This is a genomic window from Trichloromonas sp., assembly GCF_041583255.1.
Classification (GTDB): Bacteria; Desulfobacterota; Desulfuromonadia; order Desulfuromonadales; family Trichloromonadaceae; genus Trichloromonas.
The window spans coordinates 1-14486 of sequence record NZ_JBFHGD010000070.1 but is presented as its reverse complement, the minus strand read 5'-3'; the positions used below and the strand labels follow the sequence as shown (position 1 = coordinate 14486).

The window sequence follows — 14486 nt, the reverse complement described above, 5'->3', positions numbered from 1 at the left end:
GGTCGGCACCCTGATTCCCGATTACCTGGGTGAGTGTCAGAAACTGGGGATTCTGCAGGTGCGGATTATCCACGGCAAAGGGCATGGGATTCTGCAGCGCCGGGTGCACTCGATTCTCAAGCGGCTGCCGTCGGTGGTTTCTTTTCGGCTGGCGGATGCGTCTGGCGGCGGATGGGGGGCGACCCTGGTGCAGCTGAGTCCGCCCGGGCAGGTCAACTGACCGGTTCGGCAGGAAGGGGCTTGTGCTGATATTAACTAAAGAGTACCGGGTTCGTTATTACGAAGTCGATCACCGGGCCCGGGTGCGGCCGGTGACGATTCTTGATTACCTGCAGGACGCCGCCAGCGAGCACACGATCCGGCTCGGAATCGCCGTGGCTGACCTGCGTCCGCGCAACCTGACCTGGGTTCTGTCCCGCACCCAGGCCCGCTTTCTGCACTATCCCCATGCCGGGGACTGTCTCCGCGTGCAGACCTGGCCCTCTGGACGGGAAGGGCTCTTTGCCCTGCGCGATTTCGAGGTGAAGGATCAGGAGGAGCGCCTGGTCGCCCTGGCGACCACCTCCTGGGCCGTGATCGATGTGGCCAGCGGCCGTCCGGTCCGGCTGGACAGCGCCCTGCCCGATTATCCCCTGCATGAACGGCGGGCCCTGGCGTCCGATTTCAAATCCCTGCCTCAGATGGCCGGTTTCAAAGAAGAGATGGCATTCCGGGTGCGCCGGGCCGACCTCGACATCAACGACCACGTCAACAATACGGTTTATCCCGCCTGGGCCCTCGAGGCGGTGCCTTCCGACGTTGAGGAATCCTGCCAACTGGCCGATCTGGAGATTGGCTATCGGGCTCCGGTAACCTACGGTGACCGGGTGCTGTCCAGAATTCAGGATGAAGTTGCCTCGCCCTCCCCGACATTCCTCCACCAGCTTGTCAGCGAGCGCGACGGCCGGGAACTGACCCGTCTGCGTTCCTCCTGGATCCCGCGCGACTGATTCGGCTGCCTGCGGTCAGGCCGGGCTTTCGTCCTGTTTCAGCGGCAGCGACAGGTAGAAGGTGCTCCCTTTGCCCAGCGCGCTCTCGACCCAGGCCCGCCCCTTGTGCTCTTCTGCGATCTCTTTGACCAGCGCCAGCCCCAGCCCGGTCCCTCCCGATTTACGCTGGTTGCCGGTATCGACGCGGAAGAACCGGTCGAAAACCTGGTCAAGGGCCTGTTCGGGGATGCCGACCCCCTGATCCTTGACCCACAGCAGGGCCTGCCCCTCCTCGATCCGGGCGCCGAGGGTGATGGTGCTGCCCTGTTCGGAGTATTTGACCGCGTTGGCCAGCAGGTTCTCCAGGGCTCGAAAGAGGTGGGCCTCATTTCCTTCGAGCAGCGGCAGGTTCATCGGGCAGTCGAGCACAAAGACATAATCGCCCCGCTCGGCATAGCAGCGATTGAGGGCCTTCTGCAGCAGCCGCTTGATGATCAACAGGTCGAAATCGTTGTTGTTGAACCTGGCTTTGAGCCGCTGCAGGTCGAGGATGTTTTCAACCAGTTCTTTCAACCGTTCGCTTTCGCGATGAATAATCTTGAGGTACTCCGCCCGTTTTGTGCGGTCCACCGGGGTTTCAAGCAGGAACTCGGAAAAACCGATAATCGCCGTCAGCGGTGTGCGCATTTCGTGGCTGACCGCCGACAGCATGTCGTCTTTGAGCCGTTCCATGCGCATCCACTCGGTGATATCAACGGCAATGCCGAGAATCTCCCTGATCGATTCGTCGTTTGTAAGCAGCGGGACGTAGTGGATCTGGAAAATGTGCTCACCGGTGGGCAGCGGCAGGACGCATTCTACCGATTGTCGCTGGCGAAGGTCCCTCGCTTTTTGTAGCTCCGGCAAAAAGCATTCGGTCACCTCCGCGGGAAACAGGTCCTGATCCCGGCGACCGAGGATCTGACTTTCTTGCCGGCCGAAAAAACGGGCCCCGCTGGCGTTGACGAAGAGGATGCGCAGGCTGTCGTCGTAGAGTACGAACGGGTGGGGGACGTTGTCCAGCGCCAGCTTGAAGCGTTCTTCGCTGACCCGCAGGGCTTCGTCGGCAAGCCGTTTCTCTCGCCTCAGGCGACTCTGTTCAATGGCTTGCAGCACGGCCGGACCGAGCCGGGCCAGGCGGTCTTTGAGCAGGTAGTCGGCCGCACCAAGGCGCATCATCTCGACGGCTTTTTCTTCGCCGATACTCCCCGACACCACGATGAAAGGAACGTTCATCCCCCGCACCTGCAGCAGCTCGAGCGCATGCAGGGCTGTGAATCGGGGGAGGTAGTAATCGGCAAGAATGATGTCTGGCGCCTGGTCCAGGGCGGCGAGGTATTCCGCTTCCGTTCCGGCCGGCAGGCAGATCGGCGCAATGCCGTGGCGGCGCAGTTCCCTGAGCATCAGTTCCGTGTCTGCCGGCACGTCTTCGAGTACGAGGATTTTTATGCAAAGTTCAGTGGTCATCTGGATCTCTGATGAAAGAGGAATGATCCGTGCTACCGCGCCGGGGTCTGGTTGTGCAGCAGCCAGTAGCAGCCCAGGTTTTTCACCGCCTCATTGAACTGTTGAAAGTCTACCGGCTTGACGATGTAGCTGTTGACGCCGAGGCGGTAGCTTTCGACGATATCCCGCTCTTCCCTCGATGAGGTGAGAACCACGACCGGGGTGGTTCGGGTGCGTTCGTCGGCCTTGATGCGCCTGAGTACCTCTAGCCCGTTGATTTTCGGCAGCTTGAGGTCGAGCAGGATCACCCTGGGTGGGCGCCCGATGTCCCGACCGGCGTAGCTTCCGGTGCAGAAAATAAAGTCGAGGGCTTCGACACCGTCACGCACCACCTGGACCGGGTTGTTTATGTGGTTTTTCCGGAAAGCATGCAATGTCAGTTCGACATCGTTGGGGTTGTCCTCGACCAGCAGGATTTCCACTTCACTCATGATTTATGGCTCCCTCCAGGCATAAATTAAAAAGCAAGCAGTCTCTTTGTCCATCCCGGATTCACCGAGACGATCGCCAGGGTTTTTCCTGCCCTATGTCGTTTTCGGCCGCTTCTGTAGAAACCGGCTCAGCCGCAGGAGCAGGCCCTGGCGGGTCAGCAGGGCCCCATGGGGGCAGAGTTCCTGGCAGCAGAAGCAGCCGATACAGCGTTTGTAGTCGATCTGCAACCGGCCGCCGGCGAGGGTCATCGCCTCGGGGGGGCAATGTTTGACGCACAGGCCGCAGACCTCGCAGCGCGAGAGGTCAACGGCCGGCAGGGCGGTCAGGCTGCGACGCAGACGGTTCTTGAGAAACGGCGGGAGACCAAAGTTGACGTCGGCGGTCTTCGATGGTCGAAAACTGCCCGGCCGCAGGCTCTCCAGGGCGTCGCCGACAGTTTCCACCTCGGCGATGCGACTGCCGTAACGACCGGTTTGCCGGGCGATTTTCTGCGGCCAGTTCTGTTCCGGTGGCATCAGCACCAGGTCGGCGGCTACCGTGTCCACCGCCAGCGGGTCGGCGCCGGCCAGCAAGGCGCCGATGTGGACCGGGTCGCCGCTGCCGGGCCCGTCCCCTTCCATGCCGGTGACGGCGTCGACGATGGACAGGGCAGGGCGGACATGTTCGGCCAGTTCGAGCAGCATCAGGGCGAAAAAGGCCTTGTCGGTGCCAGCCTGCAGGTGCAGGCGCGGTTTGCGCATGCCGACCACGGCACCGAACAGGTTCTTGACGGCGCAGGTAAAGCCCATCATCTGGTGGGTTTTCAATTTGGGCAGGTTGATGATGACTTCAGCCTCAAGGATGTCGCGGGCGATTTCCAGTTCATGGAAGGTGGCCCCCTTGGGGCGGACTTTAACCGATTCGCTGAAGGGGGCGAAGGTCGCACCGGTTTCCTCGATGACCTCGAGGATGCCGCAGCGCGCCGCCACGTGACGGGGGGAGCCGACACCCGGCGAATCCCCCACCGAAACGATGCCGCCGGCCTGCTGGGCCATGCGGATGACGGCCCGCACTATTTCGGGGTGGGTGGTGACAGCCTTCTCCGGAGCCTTGGCCGACAGCAGGTTCGGCTTGAGCAAAACCTTCTGGCCCGGCCGGACGAAGGCCTCCATGCCGCCCAGCGGGGCCAGCAGGTCGACAAGGGCAGCTTCGATGACGGCGCGGTCATAGCTGGTGGCCGCCCGCAGAGAAACCAGCGGCTTCATGCGCCGACCACCTGGATGTGCAGCTGGCGCCGCCTCGGGCCGTCGAATTCGCAGAAATAGATCCCCTGCCAGGTGCCGAGTACGGGGAAGCCGCCGGCAACGATCACCGTTTCGCTGGCGCCGACCAGGCTGCTTTTCAGGTGCGCGGCGCTGTTCCCTTCGGCGTGGCGGTAGTGGTCGTCGAAGGGGACGATCTTGTTCAGCTCCATGACCAGGTCGCTCACGACGTCGGGGTCGGCATTTTCGTTGATGGTCACGGCGGCCGTGGTGTGCGGGGTAAAGATCACCGCCAGGCCGGTCTGAACAGCCGACCGGCGGATCGCTTCGCGGACCTGGCCGGTGACGTCGATCATTTCGACCTGGCGCCGGCTGGTGACGTCGATGCTGATCATGGGGTTTTTCCTGCCAGGACGCTGAAGAGGGTTTGCAGAATCCGGGGATGGTACAGCAGGGTGGTGTGGCCCAGCCCCGTCAGTTCGATGTTCTCCGCTCCGGTGAGATGGGCGCTCTCGGGCGGCAGCACGATGTTGTCGTGGCGGCTGTAGATGGCGCACACTCTGGCCGAGGCGGGAATCGGCGCTGCCGCCAGGCGCTGCAGCAGTTCCGAGCCCGGCATCAGGGTGGTCGCCAGCGGCGACAAGGCGAGGGCGGCCAGTCGAGAGCCGCTGTTGGGCGAGGCAATGAGCACGCAGCGGTCGACTTTCTGGGCCCCGCCGCGAATCTGCAGGTAGTTGCGGGCAATGATGCCGCCCATCGAGTGGCCGACCAGGTGGACCTTGGTTGCGCCGCTGGCAAGACGCAGTTCATCGACTTTCTTGGCGACCCGTTCGGTGAGGGATTCGACATCCTTCCAGGGGGGGAGGTTGATGCTGTGCAGGGAGCGAACGCCCAGCAACATCAGCCGCAGCCGCAGCCACAGCCAGCAGGCGCGGTTGTGAAAGAGGCCGTGCAGCAGGAGCACCGGAACCGCTTCCCGGTTCACGTTTCTTTTCCAGGGGCGCAGCCAGCCCAGCGGGTGCAGCAGCACCGTTACGCAGAGGCAGGCGGTTTCCAGGGCCATGAAGCGCAGGGCAAACCAGAGTCGTTTCAGGGTGAACCGTTCAGTCATCAGCAGCGGCTGCCGGTTGGCCTGCTCGTACCAGGCGAACACGCTGCTGCTTGCGACAAAGCCGGCACAAATGACCAGCAGGACGGCTAACAGGGCGAAAAAAATATACATGTGTCCTCCCTCAGGAGAAACGATTATGGCATGCGGCCGGGGGGGCGTCAACGCCTAAAGGGGGCATAAGGCTCTGCTATTTTTGGGTTTTAGCTCGGTGCAGGCGATGGTGACAGAGCCGGCAGAGGGCCTCCAGTTGTTCGAGGCAGCCCTCCGCCTCTTTGCACTTTTGGCAGGGCGGGCAGCGGCCGCGGCCGCTGCGCCTACGGTCGCTTTGGTCGGTGAAGCAGAAGTGCTCGTAATTCAGGTGGTGGACCGAGAGCCGTGTCGATTTCAGGGGCTTGCTGCAGCGGGCGCATCGCCCCTCTTGCCGTTGCCACAGCTGCCGGCGGATCTCCGGATGATGCAGGATGCGTCGGGCAAAATTCTCCCAGCGGCCGTTTTCGCCGTGACATCTTCTGGCCTCGGCCAGAGAAAGTGGTGGCGGGTGCGCCATCGATCCGGTTAGCTGTTAGCAGGCCGCGGCTGGCAGAGGTCGCGGCTTTCGTTGGCTCTGGCGCCGCACTTGCCGCAGACCACGGTGGGGCTGCTGGAGCGTCGGTCGATCTCTTCCAGCAACCCCTTTCGCTGGAGCTTGCACATGTGCATGTCGTGATACTGGGGAGTTTCGCAATCTTTTGGGCTGCCCATTATAATCTCCTTTGACGATAGGAGAATTATAGCTCATGCGGCAGAGAATGCGTCATTTCGGTGGGAGGATTGTGCTCCCGGGTGTTTTTTTCCTTCCCTGGGGCGGCGCACAGAAGCAGGGGGCGCAACCATGCAGAGCATGGGGTCGTCGGTTCGTGCCAGCCGGTGGATCATCCGGTTGCGGCAGCTTCGGTGCCGGTCGGCCAGGTGCAGGCTCGGCTTCGGGTCACCGTAGATTTTCCACGGTCCCTGGCAGGTGAAGGGCTGGTCACTCCAGCCGAGGAACCCTTCGACGTCCTTGATCGGGTAACCGAGGAAAAGGCCGATTTCATGCGGGAAGTCCTGCTGTTTCAGGCGGTTGCCCAGCTCGACAAGGGCCTCTTCGGGGCCCGGCGCGAGTGGGTAGCCGGCGCGCGTTAGGAAATTCTGCGCCGCCGGGGAACCGAGCGTGTTCGCCAGCAGTTCAGGGCGATAGGTGTACACCAGCAGACTGTGGCCGCGATCCGCCAGGATTTCCACGCTCAAGGGGGTTTGCGCCATGATGTCCAGGCCAAAACGCTGCCACAACTTGTACAGGTTGCGGCCGCAGGGTTTGCAGCGGTTGACGATATTGATCAGGTTGCCGGGTTTGACGCCGGCCAGAACCTCGGCGCACTCGAAGGCCAGAAACGAAGCCAGGCAGTCCCGCTGTTCGGGGAACCGGTCGGATACGGCCTGCCAGAGTCGGTTCGGTGTAATCGATTGCGGATTGTTCTTCGACAGCGTGGGCATGGCTGAATGGCTCCCCTGTGCAATGGAAATGAAATTCCTTTTCAATATGCCGCAGGAAGCATAGGCTGTCAAGGATTAATCCGTGTTGCCCGGGGGACGGTGGTCGTCTTTTCAGGGCGCCGCAGAGGATATCCTGCAAAATTTCTACTCGTGGAAGGAGGGCGGTTGGGGGCTGGCGCTGGCAGATAAACGCCAGCTCGCCCCCCGGTAAACACGATAGGTGTTCCCTGCCCCGGAGAGGCCATAGCCTCTCCGGGACGGGGATGCATTGATCTGATTGCCGGAAAATTATCGAATCTGGTTATGCCCTTTACTCAAGGAGTGGGTAAAGCGGGTAGAAATCGAAAAGCCGTTTAACAGCGATAGCCAGGAAGGACAGGATGAGGTCAAAAAAGATAATGGTTGGTCAATCATCCTGTATATCCTGCTTATCCCTGCAATACGATGGGTCCGGTTGTCGGCCAACCAAATTCAACCGGAGCTATGTGCATAATTGATGATCGTATTATTGGGTCGTTTCCCCCCACGGCCGAACCTGTTTCAGCCGGTATTTCTCAACCCCGCCGCAATGCCGTTGATGGTGGCGGCCAGCACGTAGTCGAGTTCGTCGCTTTCCTGGCCGGCACGCTTGCGGCGCAGCAGTTCGACCTGGATCAGGCTCATCGGGTCGACGTAGGGATTGCGCAGTTTCAGTGAATGAGACAGGTCGGGGTTGGTTTCGAGCAGGCGCTCCTGGCCGGTCACCTCGAGGATCATGCGCCGGGTCCGCAGAAATTCGTCGATCAGCATCGGCAGCACCCGGCGGCGCAGTTCGGCATCCTGGATCAGTCCGGCATAATGACGGGCCAGGGGGATGTCGACCTTGGCCAGCGACATCTCGACGTTGCGTACCATGTCGAAGAAAAATGGAAACCGCTTCATCATGGTGCGCAGCAGCTCACGCTCGCGGTCGCCTTTGCCGGCAAACGCTTCAAGGGCGGTGCCGACCCCGAACCAGGCGGGAACCAGCAGCCGGCTCTGAATCCAGCCAAAGCCCCAGGGGATCGCCCGCAGGTCGTCGAGGCTGCGCCCCTGGCTGCGCCGTGACGGGCGCGAGCCGATCTTGGCCAGTTCGAATTCGCGTACCGGGGTGGCCTGCTCGAAGTAGGGGAGGATGTCCGGGTTGTCGAAAATATGGGTTCGGTAGCAGGAGAAGGCGGCGGCCGACATCTCTTCGAGGGCGGTTTCCCAGGCGCTGTCGGTGGCGGCTTCGACCAGGCCGGTGCGGGTCAGCGCTTCGAGTGAGGCGGCGATCATCAGTTCGAGATTGCGCTGGGCCAGGGCCGGATCGGCGTATTTGAAATGGATGACTTCGCCCTGCTCGGTGATTTTGAAGGCCCCGGTAAACGCCCCTTCCGGCTGGGCGATGATGGCCCGGTGGGTCGGCCCGCCGCCGCGGCCGACGGTGCCGCCGCGGCCGTGGAAGAGGCGCAGCTTGATGCCGCATTCGTCGGCGACCTGGTGCAGGGCGCGGTGGGCTTTGAAGATCTCCCAGCTGCTGGTGAGCATGCCGCCGTCCTTGTTGGAGTCGGAGTAGCCGAGCATCACCTCCTGCCAGCGCCCCCAGGAATCAAGATAGGGCGCGTAGTCGGCCCGGCTCCAGAGGTCGCGGCAGATGGCCGGGGCGTTGCGCAGGTCTTCGATCGATTCGAACAGCGGCACCGGCATCACGCCCGGGTCGTTGTTTTCCGGCCTTGCGGCGACGGCAATTCCCCCCATCTCCATCAGCCAGACCAGCGACAGCATGTCCTGTACCGAGGACGCGCCGCTGATGATGTAGCTGCGGATGGCCCGTGGCGGAAAGGTATTTTTCAGCCCGGCGATGGCGCGCAGGGTGTCGAGCAGGGCGCCGGTCTGCGGCGATGGCGGTTCCGGCAGCGGGGCGGCCGGATCGTCTGCATGTCCGGCCCCGGCGGCCAGTTCGAGCAGCGCCTGGGCATGGACGCGGGCATGCTGGCGGATGTCGAGGGTGTGCAGGTAGAAGCCGAAGGTGGTCAGCCGCCGGCGCAGCGGTTCGACCAGCTGGTCGGCCAGGCGGCGGCCGCCGCAGGCCCGCAGGCTGTCGTCCAGCAGCTGCAGGTCGCGGGCGAAGGCTTCTTCGTTCGGGTAGGCCTCCGGCTCGGCCGGGGCGGTCAACGTGCGCCGCAGCCGGTGCCGCATCAGGGTCAGCAGCCGGCGGTTCAACTCGCCTGTCGGCAGGCTGTCGATCTCGTGCATGGCTTCGGGAAACTGCGGGCGATAGGCGTCCAGCGCCTGCTGCAGCGGGGCGAAGGCGCCGACCTGGTAGGTCGAGGGGGTCAGCAGCTGGCGCAGCTGTTCCAGGGAGTCGAGATAATTGTTCAGAATCTTTTCCCTGGCCTGCTGCAGGGCGTCGCGGGTGCTTTCCGGAGAGACGAAGGGGTTGCCGTCCCGGTCGCCGCCGATCCAGGAGCCGAACCTGAGGACCGTCGGCAGCTCTGCCGGGGCAAGGTCGACCTGGAACACTTCGTTGAAATGGCGGGCAATCGATTCGTAGATCGGGGCGATCGGGGACAAGAGCGAAACCGAGTAGTGGTCGAGGCCCATGACGATTTCATCGTGCACCTCCGGTTTTTTTCGACGCACTTCGTCGGATTGCCAGAGGGCAGTAATCTCGGCCAGGATAGTCTGCTGGATGCTTTCCACGTCGGGTTCGGCAATCGGCAGCCGATCGAGTTTTTCCAGTTCGGCGGCGATGCGGCGGCGCTTGAACAGGACCACCCGCCGTGCCACTTCGGTGGGGTGGGCGGTGAACACCGGGGTGACTTCGATGCGGCTCAGCCAGTCAAGGGCCGCATCGGCCGAGATGCCGGCATTTTTCATCCGCTGCAGGGTGGCCCGGATGGTCCCCGGTTTTTCTTCGGCCTTATTGACCCGGTGGGCCAGGCCGCGGCGTTTGTGGTGCCGGGCTTCCGCCAGATTGGTGAGTTCGAAAAAGGTGGCGAAGGCTTTGGCGATATGGTAGGCATCGGCGACACTCATGCCGGCGATGATTTCAGCCGCCTGGCGCAGGAGTTCGCGCTCGGCGTCGCCATCGGCCTGTTCGGCAGACAGGGCGTTTTCCAGCTCCCGGTGGCGGATCGAAAGGCGCCTGAGCTGCTCTTCGATTGCAAAGATCTTCTGCCCGGCCTGCTCCTTGATCACCGTACCGAGCAGGTAGCCCAGCGAACGGACATCCCGGCGCAGGGGGAGTTCTTTGGCCTGCGGGTCGCAGGCGGTCAGTTCTTCCAGTCGACTGGTCTGGTCCTGCGCGTGCCAGTATGATTCGCCGGTCGGCATGAAGTGCTCCTTTTGATTGATGTGGCCTATAAGTTTAGCGTTGATCCCGCCATTTGCACGTGGTTTGTCCGGCAGAAAGAGTGACGCAAGGCAACAGGATATGCTAATCTGTATCAATTGTGAAGGATGAACCCATGCGTGACCTTATCGCCCGCTTCGATCGGCACCTGGCCGATGAGCGCAATGTCTCTCCGCATACCCGCCTCGCCTACCTGCGCGACCTGGAGGCCTTCTGCCTGTTTTTAGGGAAGCTGCCCGCCGCTTCGGGCTCGACTGCCGCAGACATCCGGCGGGTCGACCAGATCGTCTTGCGCCGCTACCTGGCGCAGCTGCATAAAACCCACAAGAAATCGAGCATCGGCCGCAAGCTGGCCGCGCTGCGCACGTTTTTTCGTTTTCTGGTCCGCGAGGGGGTGCTCGAAGTCAACCCCGGCGAGCTGATTTCCACCCCGCGCCAGGAGAAATATCTCCCCCAGACCCTGTCGGTAGATGAGGCTTATGCCCTGCTCGATAGTGCCCAGCAAGGCGACCTACTCGGGCTGCGTGACCGGGCTATTTGGGAAACCTTTTATTCCTGCGGGCTGCGGGTCAGCGAACTGACCGGCCTGAACGTGGCCAGCGTCGATTTGGCCGAGGGGCTGGTGCGGGTACTCGGCAAGGGGAGCAAGGAGCGGATCGTCCCGATCGGTAGGCCGGCCATCCGGGCCCTGCAGTCGTACCTCGAAGCGCGAGGGGCGGTGGTGGCCGAATCGCCGCTCTTTCTCAACCATCGAGGCGGCCGGCTGACCCCCCGCAGTGTGCAGCGCAACCTCAAGCGGCAGCTGCTGGCCGGGCGCATCCTCAAGGATGCCTCCCCCCACGCCCTGCGTCACTCCTTTGCGACTCATTTGCTCGACGGCGGCGCCGACCTGCGGGCCATCCAGGAACTGCTCGGCCACGAATCGCTCTCCACCACCCAGAAATACACCCAGGTCAGCGTGGACCGTCTGATGGATGTGTACGACAAGGCCCATCCCCGCAGTCGGAAAAAATGACTAAAAAGGTCGTAATTGTCTTGACTCCTTTTGCCTCCTTGGTAGAATCGACTCATCGTTAAATTTACCTGTCGACTCGAAAGGAGATTGTTTCATGAGTGTACTCGTTGGCAAAAAAGCCCCCGACTTCAAAGCGGCCGCCGTTTTGGCCGATGGCACCATCAATGACGGGTTTTCCCTTTCTGATTATACCGGCAAGTATGTCGTGCTCTTTTTCTATCCGCTTGATTTCACCTTCGTCTGTCCGACCGAGCTGATCGCTTTCAGCCGCCGCATCCAGGAGTTTGAAGAGCGCGGCGTTCAGGTTGTCGGCTGTTCCATTGACTCCCAGTTTACCCATGTCGCCTGGCGCAATACGGCGGTGGAAGACGGCGGCATCGGCGCCGTAACCTATCCCCTGGTCGCGGATGTCAAGCATGAGATCTGCCGGGCCTACGATGTCGAATTCGATACTGCCGGGGTGGCCTTCCGGGGTTCGTTCCTGATCGACTGCGCCGGAGTCGTGCGCCACCAGGTGGTCAACGACCTCCCCCTGGGGCGCAATGTCGACGAAATGCTGCGCATGATCGACGCCCTGCAGTTTACCGAAAAGCACGGCGAGGTCTGCCCGGCGGGGTGGAACAGGGGAGACAAGGGGATGCGGCCGGACAAGCAGGGGGTTGCCTCCTACCTGGCGGCGGAAGCCGACAAGCTGTAACTGGAGATGCTGCAAGGGAAGGCGGTCCCATGGGTCGCCTTCCCTTTTTTATCGGCAGGCAGGAATGCGAAATTAAAAGGGCGGCGGATCACGATGATCCGCCGCCCTTTATGCGTTTGACTTCAGCTGCGGTTTACTTGGGAATTACCGTACAGCAGATGACCTCGACCCGGCGGTTTTTCTGCCGTCCAGCGTCGGTGTCGTTGGTAGCGATGGGCTGGGTTTCGCCGTAGCCCTTGGCGACCAGTTTGTCGGCGCTGATGCCGAACTTGCCAATCAGGTACTTGCGGACGTTCTCGGCCCGGCGCTGGGACAGCTCCTGGTTGTACTTGTCGGCACCCCTGCTGTCGGTATGCCCGGCAACGAGGATCTGCTGAGCCGGGTATTTGCGGATGAAGTCGGCGGCTTCCTTCAGGTTGTTATGGTAGATGGGGCGAACGTCCGCCTTGTTGAAGTCGAATTCGACCTGCAGGGTGAAGCTAATGGGGCAGCCCTTTTCGTCAACCGTGACACCCTTGGGAGTTCCAGGGCACTTGTCGAGGTAGTCGTAGACGCCGTCGCCGTCGCTGTCGAGCGGGCAGCCGTTAATGTCGACCGGGGCTCCCTTGGGAGTGTTGGGACACTTGTCGAGGTGGTCGGCAACGCCGTCGCCGTCGCTGTCGAGCGGGCAGCCGCTGGCGTCAACCGCGACCCCTTTGGGGGTGCCCGGGCACTTGTCCTTGGAGTCGACAACGCCGTCGCCGTCGCTGTCTTGCTCACAGCCCATGCTGTTGACCGCTACGCCCTTGGGGGTGTCGGGACACTTGTCGAGATAGTCGGGTACGCCGTCGCCGTCGCTGTCAATCGGGCAGCCGCTGGCGTCAACCGCGATGCCTTTGGGGGTGCTGGGGCATCTGTCGAGGTCGTCGGTCACGCCGTCACCATCGCTGTCGCGGGGGGCCGGGGGGGCTTTGTGGCCGCCTATGAGGAAGGTCAGGCCACCGGTGTAGAGCAGGTTGTTGTTGGTGCTATGGCCTTCGTCAACGCTCTGGTCAAAGCCGATGAAATGACGTGCGTCAAGCCGCAGGGCAACGCTTTCGCTGACAAAATACTTGACGCCCACCCCGTAGCTGGCGCCGTAGGTGTCATCATGATGGCCCATTTCCGGATTGAGATCGAGGGTTCCTCCACCGACGGCAATGTAAGGAACCAGGGCGTTTTCGGGAAGGAAATGATAGAGAGCTTCGAGGCGGTAGAGAAAGCCGTCGAATTCGTTGTTTCCGGCGGCGGTCTTCTGCTTCGCGCTGTCGATGTAATTGAAAACCGCTTCGACACCCCAGTTTTCGGTAATGTTGTAGCCAAGGCCCAGACCGAAGTTCAGCCGGTTCTTGTGCTCGATGTTCTGGTCTCCCTCAAACAGATAGCCGCCTGCCATCGGTGACAGGGTAAAGGCGCCGGCGCGGTTTTCGGCCAGGGCCGATCCCGCGGTCAGCAGGCTAACTGTCAGTACAATCAGTGCACTGAAAAACATTTTGTGCTTCATTTGAATCCTCCATGTGAATCGTTTTCAATTATCCCATCCGTGGGAAATCCTTGCAGAATATTACCAAGTTTATTAACGTTTGCAAGTTGGTTTTGGTTATTTAGAAAAAATATTTGAGAAAAAAACCGCCGTTGTCAGCGGCGGATCCGAATTCGCTGCGGGGGATGACGGTTTCGGGGAGGACCCCGGTTTTTCCGGGTTTTGCCCCTTGAAAGAAGCTCCAGAAAAGCTCCAGCGCCAGGTTGTCCGAAAGGGAAAGGCGCAGCAGCGGGCGCAGCAGGAAGGAATCGTCCCGCAGGTTCCAGATCAGCAGCCCGTTCAGCGAGACCAGCGGGTGCAGTTCATACGCCGGGGCGAGCAGCAGGTAGTGGCGGCCGAGGAGGTGGCTGAGCCCTTCCCGGACCGGCGCGGAGGCGGCCGCCAACAGATAGTCATTCGGATCATCGACGCCGGCGCCGTTGTACAGGTACTGCACGAACAGGACCAGTCCGTTGCCGAAGCGATAGTCGGCTTCGACTCCGGCAATGGTGAACTGCTTGTGCAGATCACCGCCGGAACGGCCGGCCCGCTCCCCCTGGTAGTAAGCCGCTTCCGCTTTTATCCCCATGCCGCCGAGCTGGCTGGCGAAGCCGCCGCCGGCCATGGGCCGCTCGCGCAGCTGCCCGGCGATGGCCAGCAGGTCGATGCCGGCCACATTCTCCTCGCCGAAAACCAGGTACGAGTTCAGTTTTCGCCGCTGGCCGAAGATCAGGGTTCCCCCGGCCTGGCCGGCCTGGCCGAAGTAGCGGCTGAACCGCAGGGCGTCGACGCCGGGGCGCACCTCGGTGTCGAGCGCATCCGGGGGGAAAGGGGCGATGATGTCGAGCGGCGAGAAGAGACTGATGCGGCCGAAGCCGATAGCCTGACGGCCCAGGGTCCAGTCGATGCCGGCATGGCGGCCGCGCAGATTGAGGCGATCGACGGCCAGCTGCTGGCTGAACCACTCCCCGTCGTTCCAGTTTTTCTCCAGGTCGAGGCGGCGGTTGGGGGAATCGCCGGGGAGGGCAAGGCCTGAGCCGGGATCGGCATAGAGGGATCTGCCGTCGATG

Annotated in this window: 15 protein-coding genes; 4 read left to right on the top strand and 11 right to left on the bottom strand. The window is 62.0% G+C overall.

Annotation, left to right across the window (positions count from 1 at the left end):
- Positions 1 to 220 (top strand): Smr/MutS family protein (locus tag ABYV89_RS07565; RefSeq protein ID WP_432822339.1); only part of this gene is annotated, 220 nt, incomplete at its 5' end.
- 22 nt (positions 221 to 242) lie between these two features.
- Positions 243 to 989 (top strand): acyl-[acyl-carrier-protein] thioesterase, encoded by a 747-nt coding sequence (locus ABYV89_RS07560; RefSeq protein WP_432822338.1) that lies wholly within the window; start codon positions 243 to 245, stop codon positions 987 to 989.
- A 15-nt stretch (positions 990 to 1004) separates the two neighbouring features.
- Here the strand turns inward: ABYV89_RS07560 and ABYV89_RS07555 are convergent, their stop codons facing one another.
- The 9 genes from ABYV89_RS07555 to ppc form a co-directional block, all read right to left on the bottom strand.
- Positions 1005 to 2474 carry an ATP-binding protein gene (locus tag ABYV89_RS07555; RefSeq protein WP_432822337.1) on the bottom strand — a complete coding sequence of 490 codons (1470 nt, stop codon included), beginning with the start codon at positions 2472 to 2474 and terminating at the stop codon, positions 1005 to 1007.
- A gap of 32 nt (positions 2475 to 2506) precedes the next feature.
- Entirely contained in the window at positions 2507 to 2944 is a 438-nt protein-coding gene (locus ABYV89_RS07550; RefSeq protein ID WP_432822336.1) for a response regulator, read from the bottom strand.
- A gap of 93 nt (positions 2945 to 3037) precedes the next feature.
- Positions 3038 to 4189 carry a DUF362 domain-containing protein gene (locus ABYV89_RS07545; RefSeq protein ID WP_432822335.1) on the bottom strand — a complete coding sequence of 384 codons (1152 nt, stop codon included), beginning with the start codon at positions 4187 to 4189 and terminating at the stop codon, positions 3038 to 3040.
- Positions 4186 to 4581 carry a secondary thiamine-phosphate synthase enzyme YjbQ gene (locus ABYV89_RS07540; RefSeq protein ID WP_432822334.1) on the bottom strand — a complete coding sequence of 132 codons (396 nt, stop codon included), beginning with the start codon at positions 4579 to 4581 and terminating at the stop codon, positions 4186 to 4188. The genes ABYV89_RS07545 and ABYV89_RS07540 overlap by 4 nt, the downstream gene beginning before the upstream one ends.
- Positions 4578 to 5408, bottom strand: coding sequence for an alpha/beta fold hydrolase (locus ABYV89_RS07535; RefSeq protein WP_432822333.1), 831 nt, complete (start codon positions 5406 to 5408; stop codon positions 4578 to 4580). The genes ABYV89_RS07540 and ABYV89_RS07535 overlap by 4 nt, the downstream gene beginning before the upstream one ends.
- A gap of 76 nt (positions 5409 to 5484) precedes the next feature.
- Positions 5485 to 5844: a hypothetical protein gene (locus tag ABYV89_RS07530; protein WP_432822332.1), complete on the bottom strand. Its 360-nt coding sequence runs from the start codon at positions 5842 to 5844 to the stop codon at positions 5485 to 5487.
- 8 nt (positions 5845 to 5852) lie between these two features.
- Positions 5853 to 6038 (bottom strand): hypothetical protein, encoded by a 186-nt coding sequence (locus tag ABYV89_RS07525; RefSeq protein ID WP_432822331.1) that lies wholly within the window; start codon positions 6036 to 6038, stop codon positions 5853 to 5855.
- 33 nt (positions 6039 to 6071) lie between these two features.
- On the bottom strand, positions 6072 to 6809 hold the full coding sequence (locus tag ABYV89_RS07520; protein ID WP_432822330.1) for a DUF3793 family protein: 738 nt from the start codon (positions 6807 to 6809) through the stop codon (positions 6072 to 6074).
- 540 nt (positions 6810 to 7349) lie between these two features.
- A complete protein-coding gene (ppc, locus tag ABYV89_RS07515; protein WP_432822329.1) occupies positions 7350 to 10145 on the bottom strand; it encodes a phosphoenolpyruvate carboxylase in 2796 nt (931 codons plus the stop codon).
- Between the two features lie 134 nt (positions 10146 to 10279).
- Between ppc and xerC the strand changes: the two genes are divergently transcribed.
- On the top strand, positions 10280 to 11179 hold the full coding sequence (xerC, locus tag ABYV89_RS07510) for a tyrosine recombinase XerC (RefSeq protein WP_432822328.1): 900 nt from the start codon (positions 10280 to 10282) through the stop codon (positions 11177 to 11179).
- A gap of 94 nt (positions 11180 to 11273) precedes the next feature.
- On the top strand, positions 11274 to 11876 hold the full coding sequence (locus ABYV89_RS07505) for a peroxiredoxin (RefSeq protein ID WP_432822327.1): 603 nt from the start codon (positions 11274 to 11276) through the stop codon (positions 11874 to 11876).
- A 133-nt stretch (positions 11877 to 12009) separates the two neighbouring features.
- On the opposite strand, the gene ABYV89_RS07500 is transcribed toward ABYV89_RS07505, so the two are convergent.
- Positions 12010 to 13398: an outer membrane beta-barrel domain-containing protein gene (locus tag ABYV89_RS07500; RefSeq protein WP_432822326.1), complete on the bottom strand. Its 1389-nt coding sequence runs from the start codon at positions 13396 to 13398 to the stop codon at positions 12010 to 12012.
- Positions 13399 to 13498: 100 nt separating this feature from the next.
- The coding region (locus ABYV89_RS07495) for a hypothetical protein (RefSeq protein WP_432822325.1) at positions 13499 to 14486 on the bottom strand (988 nt) is incomplete at its 5' end.

Bases quoted from the DNA above. Each gene is read 5' to 3' on its own strand.
- ABYV89_RS07530 (WP_432822332.1), bottom strand. From the start codon at position 5,844: ATGGCGCACCCGCCACCACTTTCTCTGGCCGAGGCCAGAAGATGTCAC.
- ABYV89_RS07535 (WP_432822333.1), bottom strand. From the start codon at position 5,408: ATGTATATTTTTTTCGCCCTGTTAGCCGTCCTGCTGGTCATTTGTGCC.
- ABYV89_RS07555 (WP_432822337.1), bottom strand. From the start codon at position 2,474: ATGACCACTGAACTTTGCATAAAAATCCTCGTACTCGAAGACGTGCCG.
- xerC (WP_432822328.1), top strand. From the start codon at position 10,280: ATGCGTGACCTTATCGCCCGCTTCGATCGGCACCTGGCCGATGAGCGC.
- ABYV89_RS07520 (WP_432822330.1), bottom strand. From the start codon at position 6,809: ATGCCCACGCTGTCGAAGAACAATCCGCAATCGATTACACCGAACCGA.
- ABYV89_RS07505 (WP_432822327.1), top strand. From the start codon at position 11,274: ATGAGTGTACTCGTTGGCAAAAAAGCCCCCGACTTCAAAGCGGCCGCC.
- ABYV89_RS07545 (WP_432822335.1), bottom strand. From the start codon at position 4,189: ATGAAGCCGCTGGTTTCTCTGCGGGCGGCCACCAGCTATGACCGCGCC.
- ABYV89_RS07525 (WP_432822331.1), bottom strand. From the start codon at position 6,038: ATGGGCAGCCCAAAAGATTGCGAAACTCCCCAGTATCACGACATGCAC.
- ABYV89_RS07540 (WP_432822334.1), bottom strand. From the start codon at position 4,581: ATGATCAGCATCGACGTCACCAGCCGGCGCCAGGTCGAAATGATCGAC.
- ppc (WP_432822329.1), bottom strand. From the start codon at position 10,145: ATGCCGACCGGCGAATCATACTGGCACGCGCAGGACCAGACCAGTCGA.
- ABYV89_RS07550 (WP_432822336.1), bottom strand. From the start codon at position 2,944: ATGAGTGAAGTGGAAATCCTGCTGGTCGAGGACAACCCCAACGATGTC.
- ABYV89_RS07500 (WP_432822326.1), bottom strand. From the start codon at position 13,398: ATGAAGCACAAAATGTTTTTCAGTGCACTGATTGTACTGACAGTTAGC.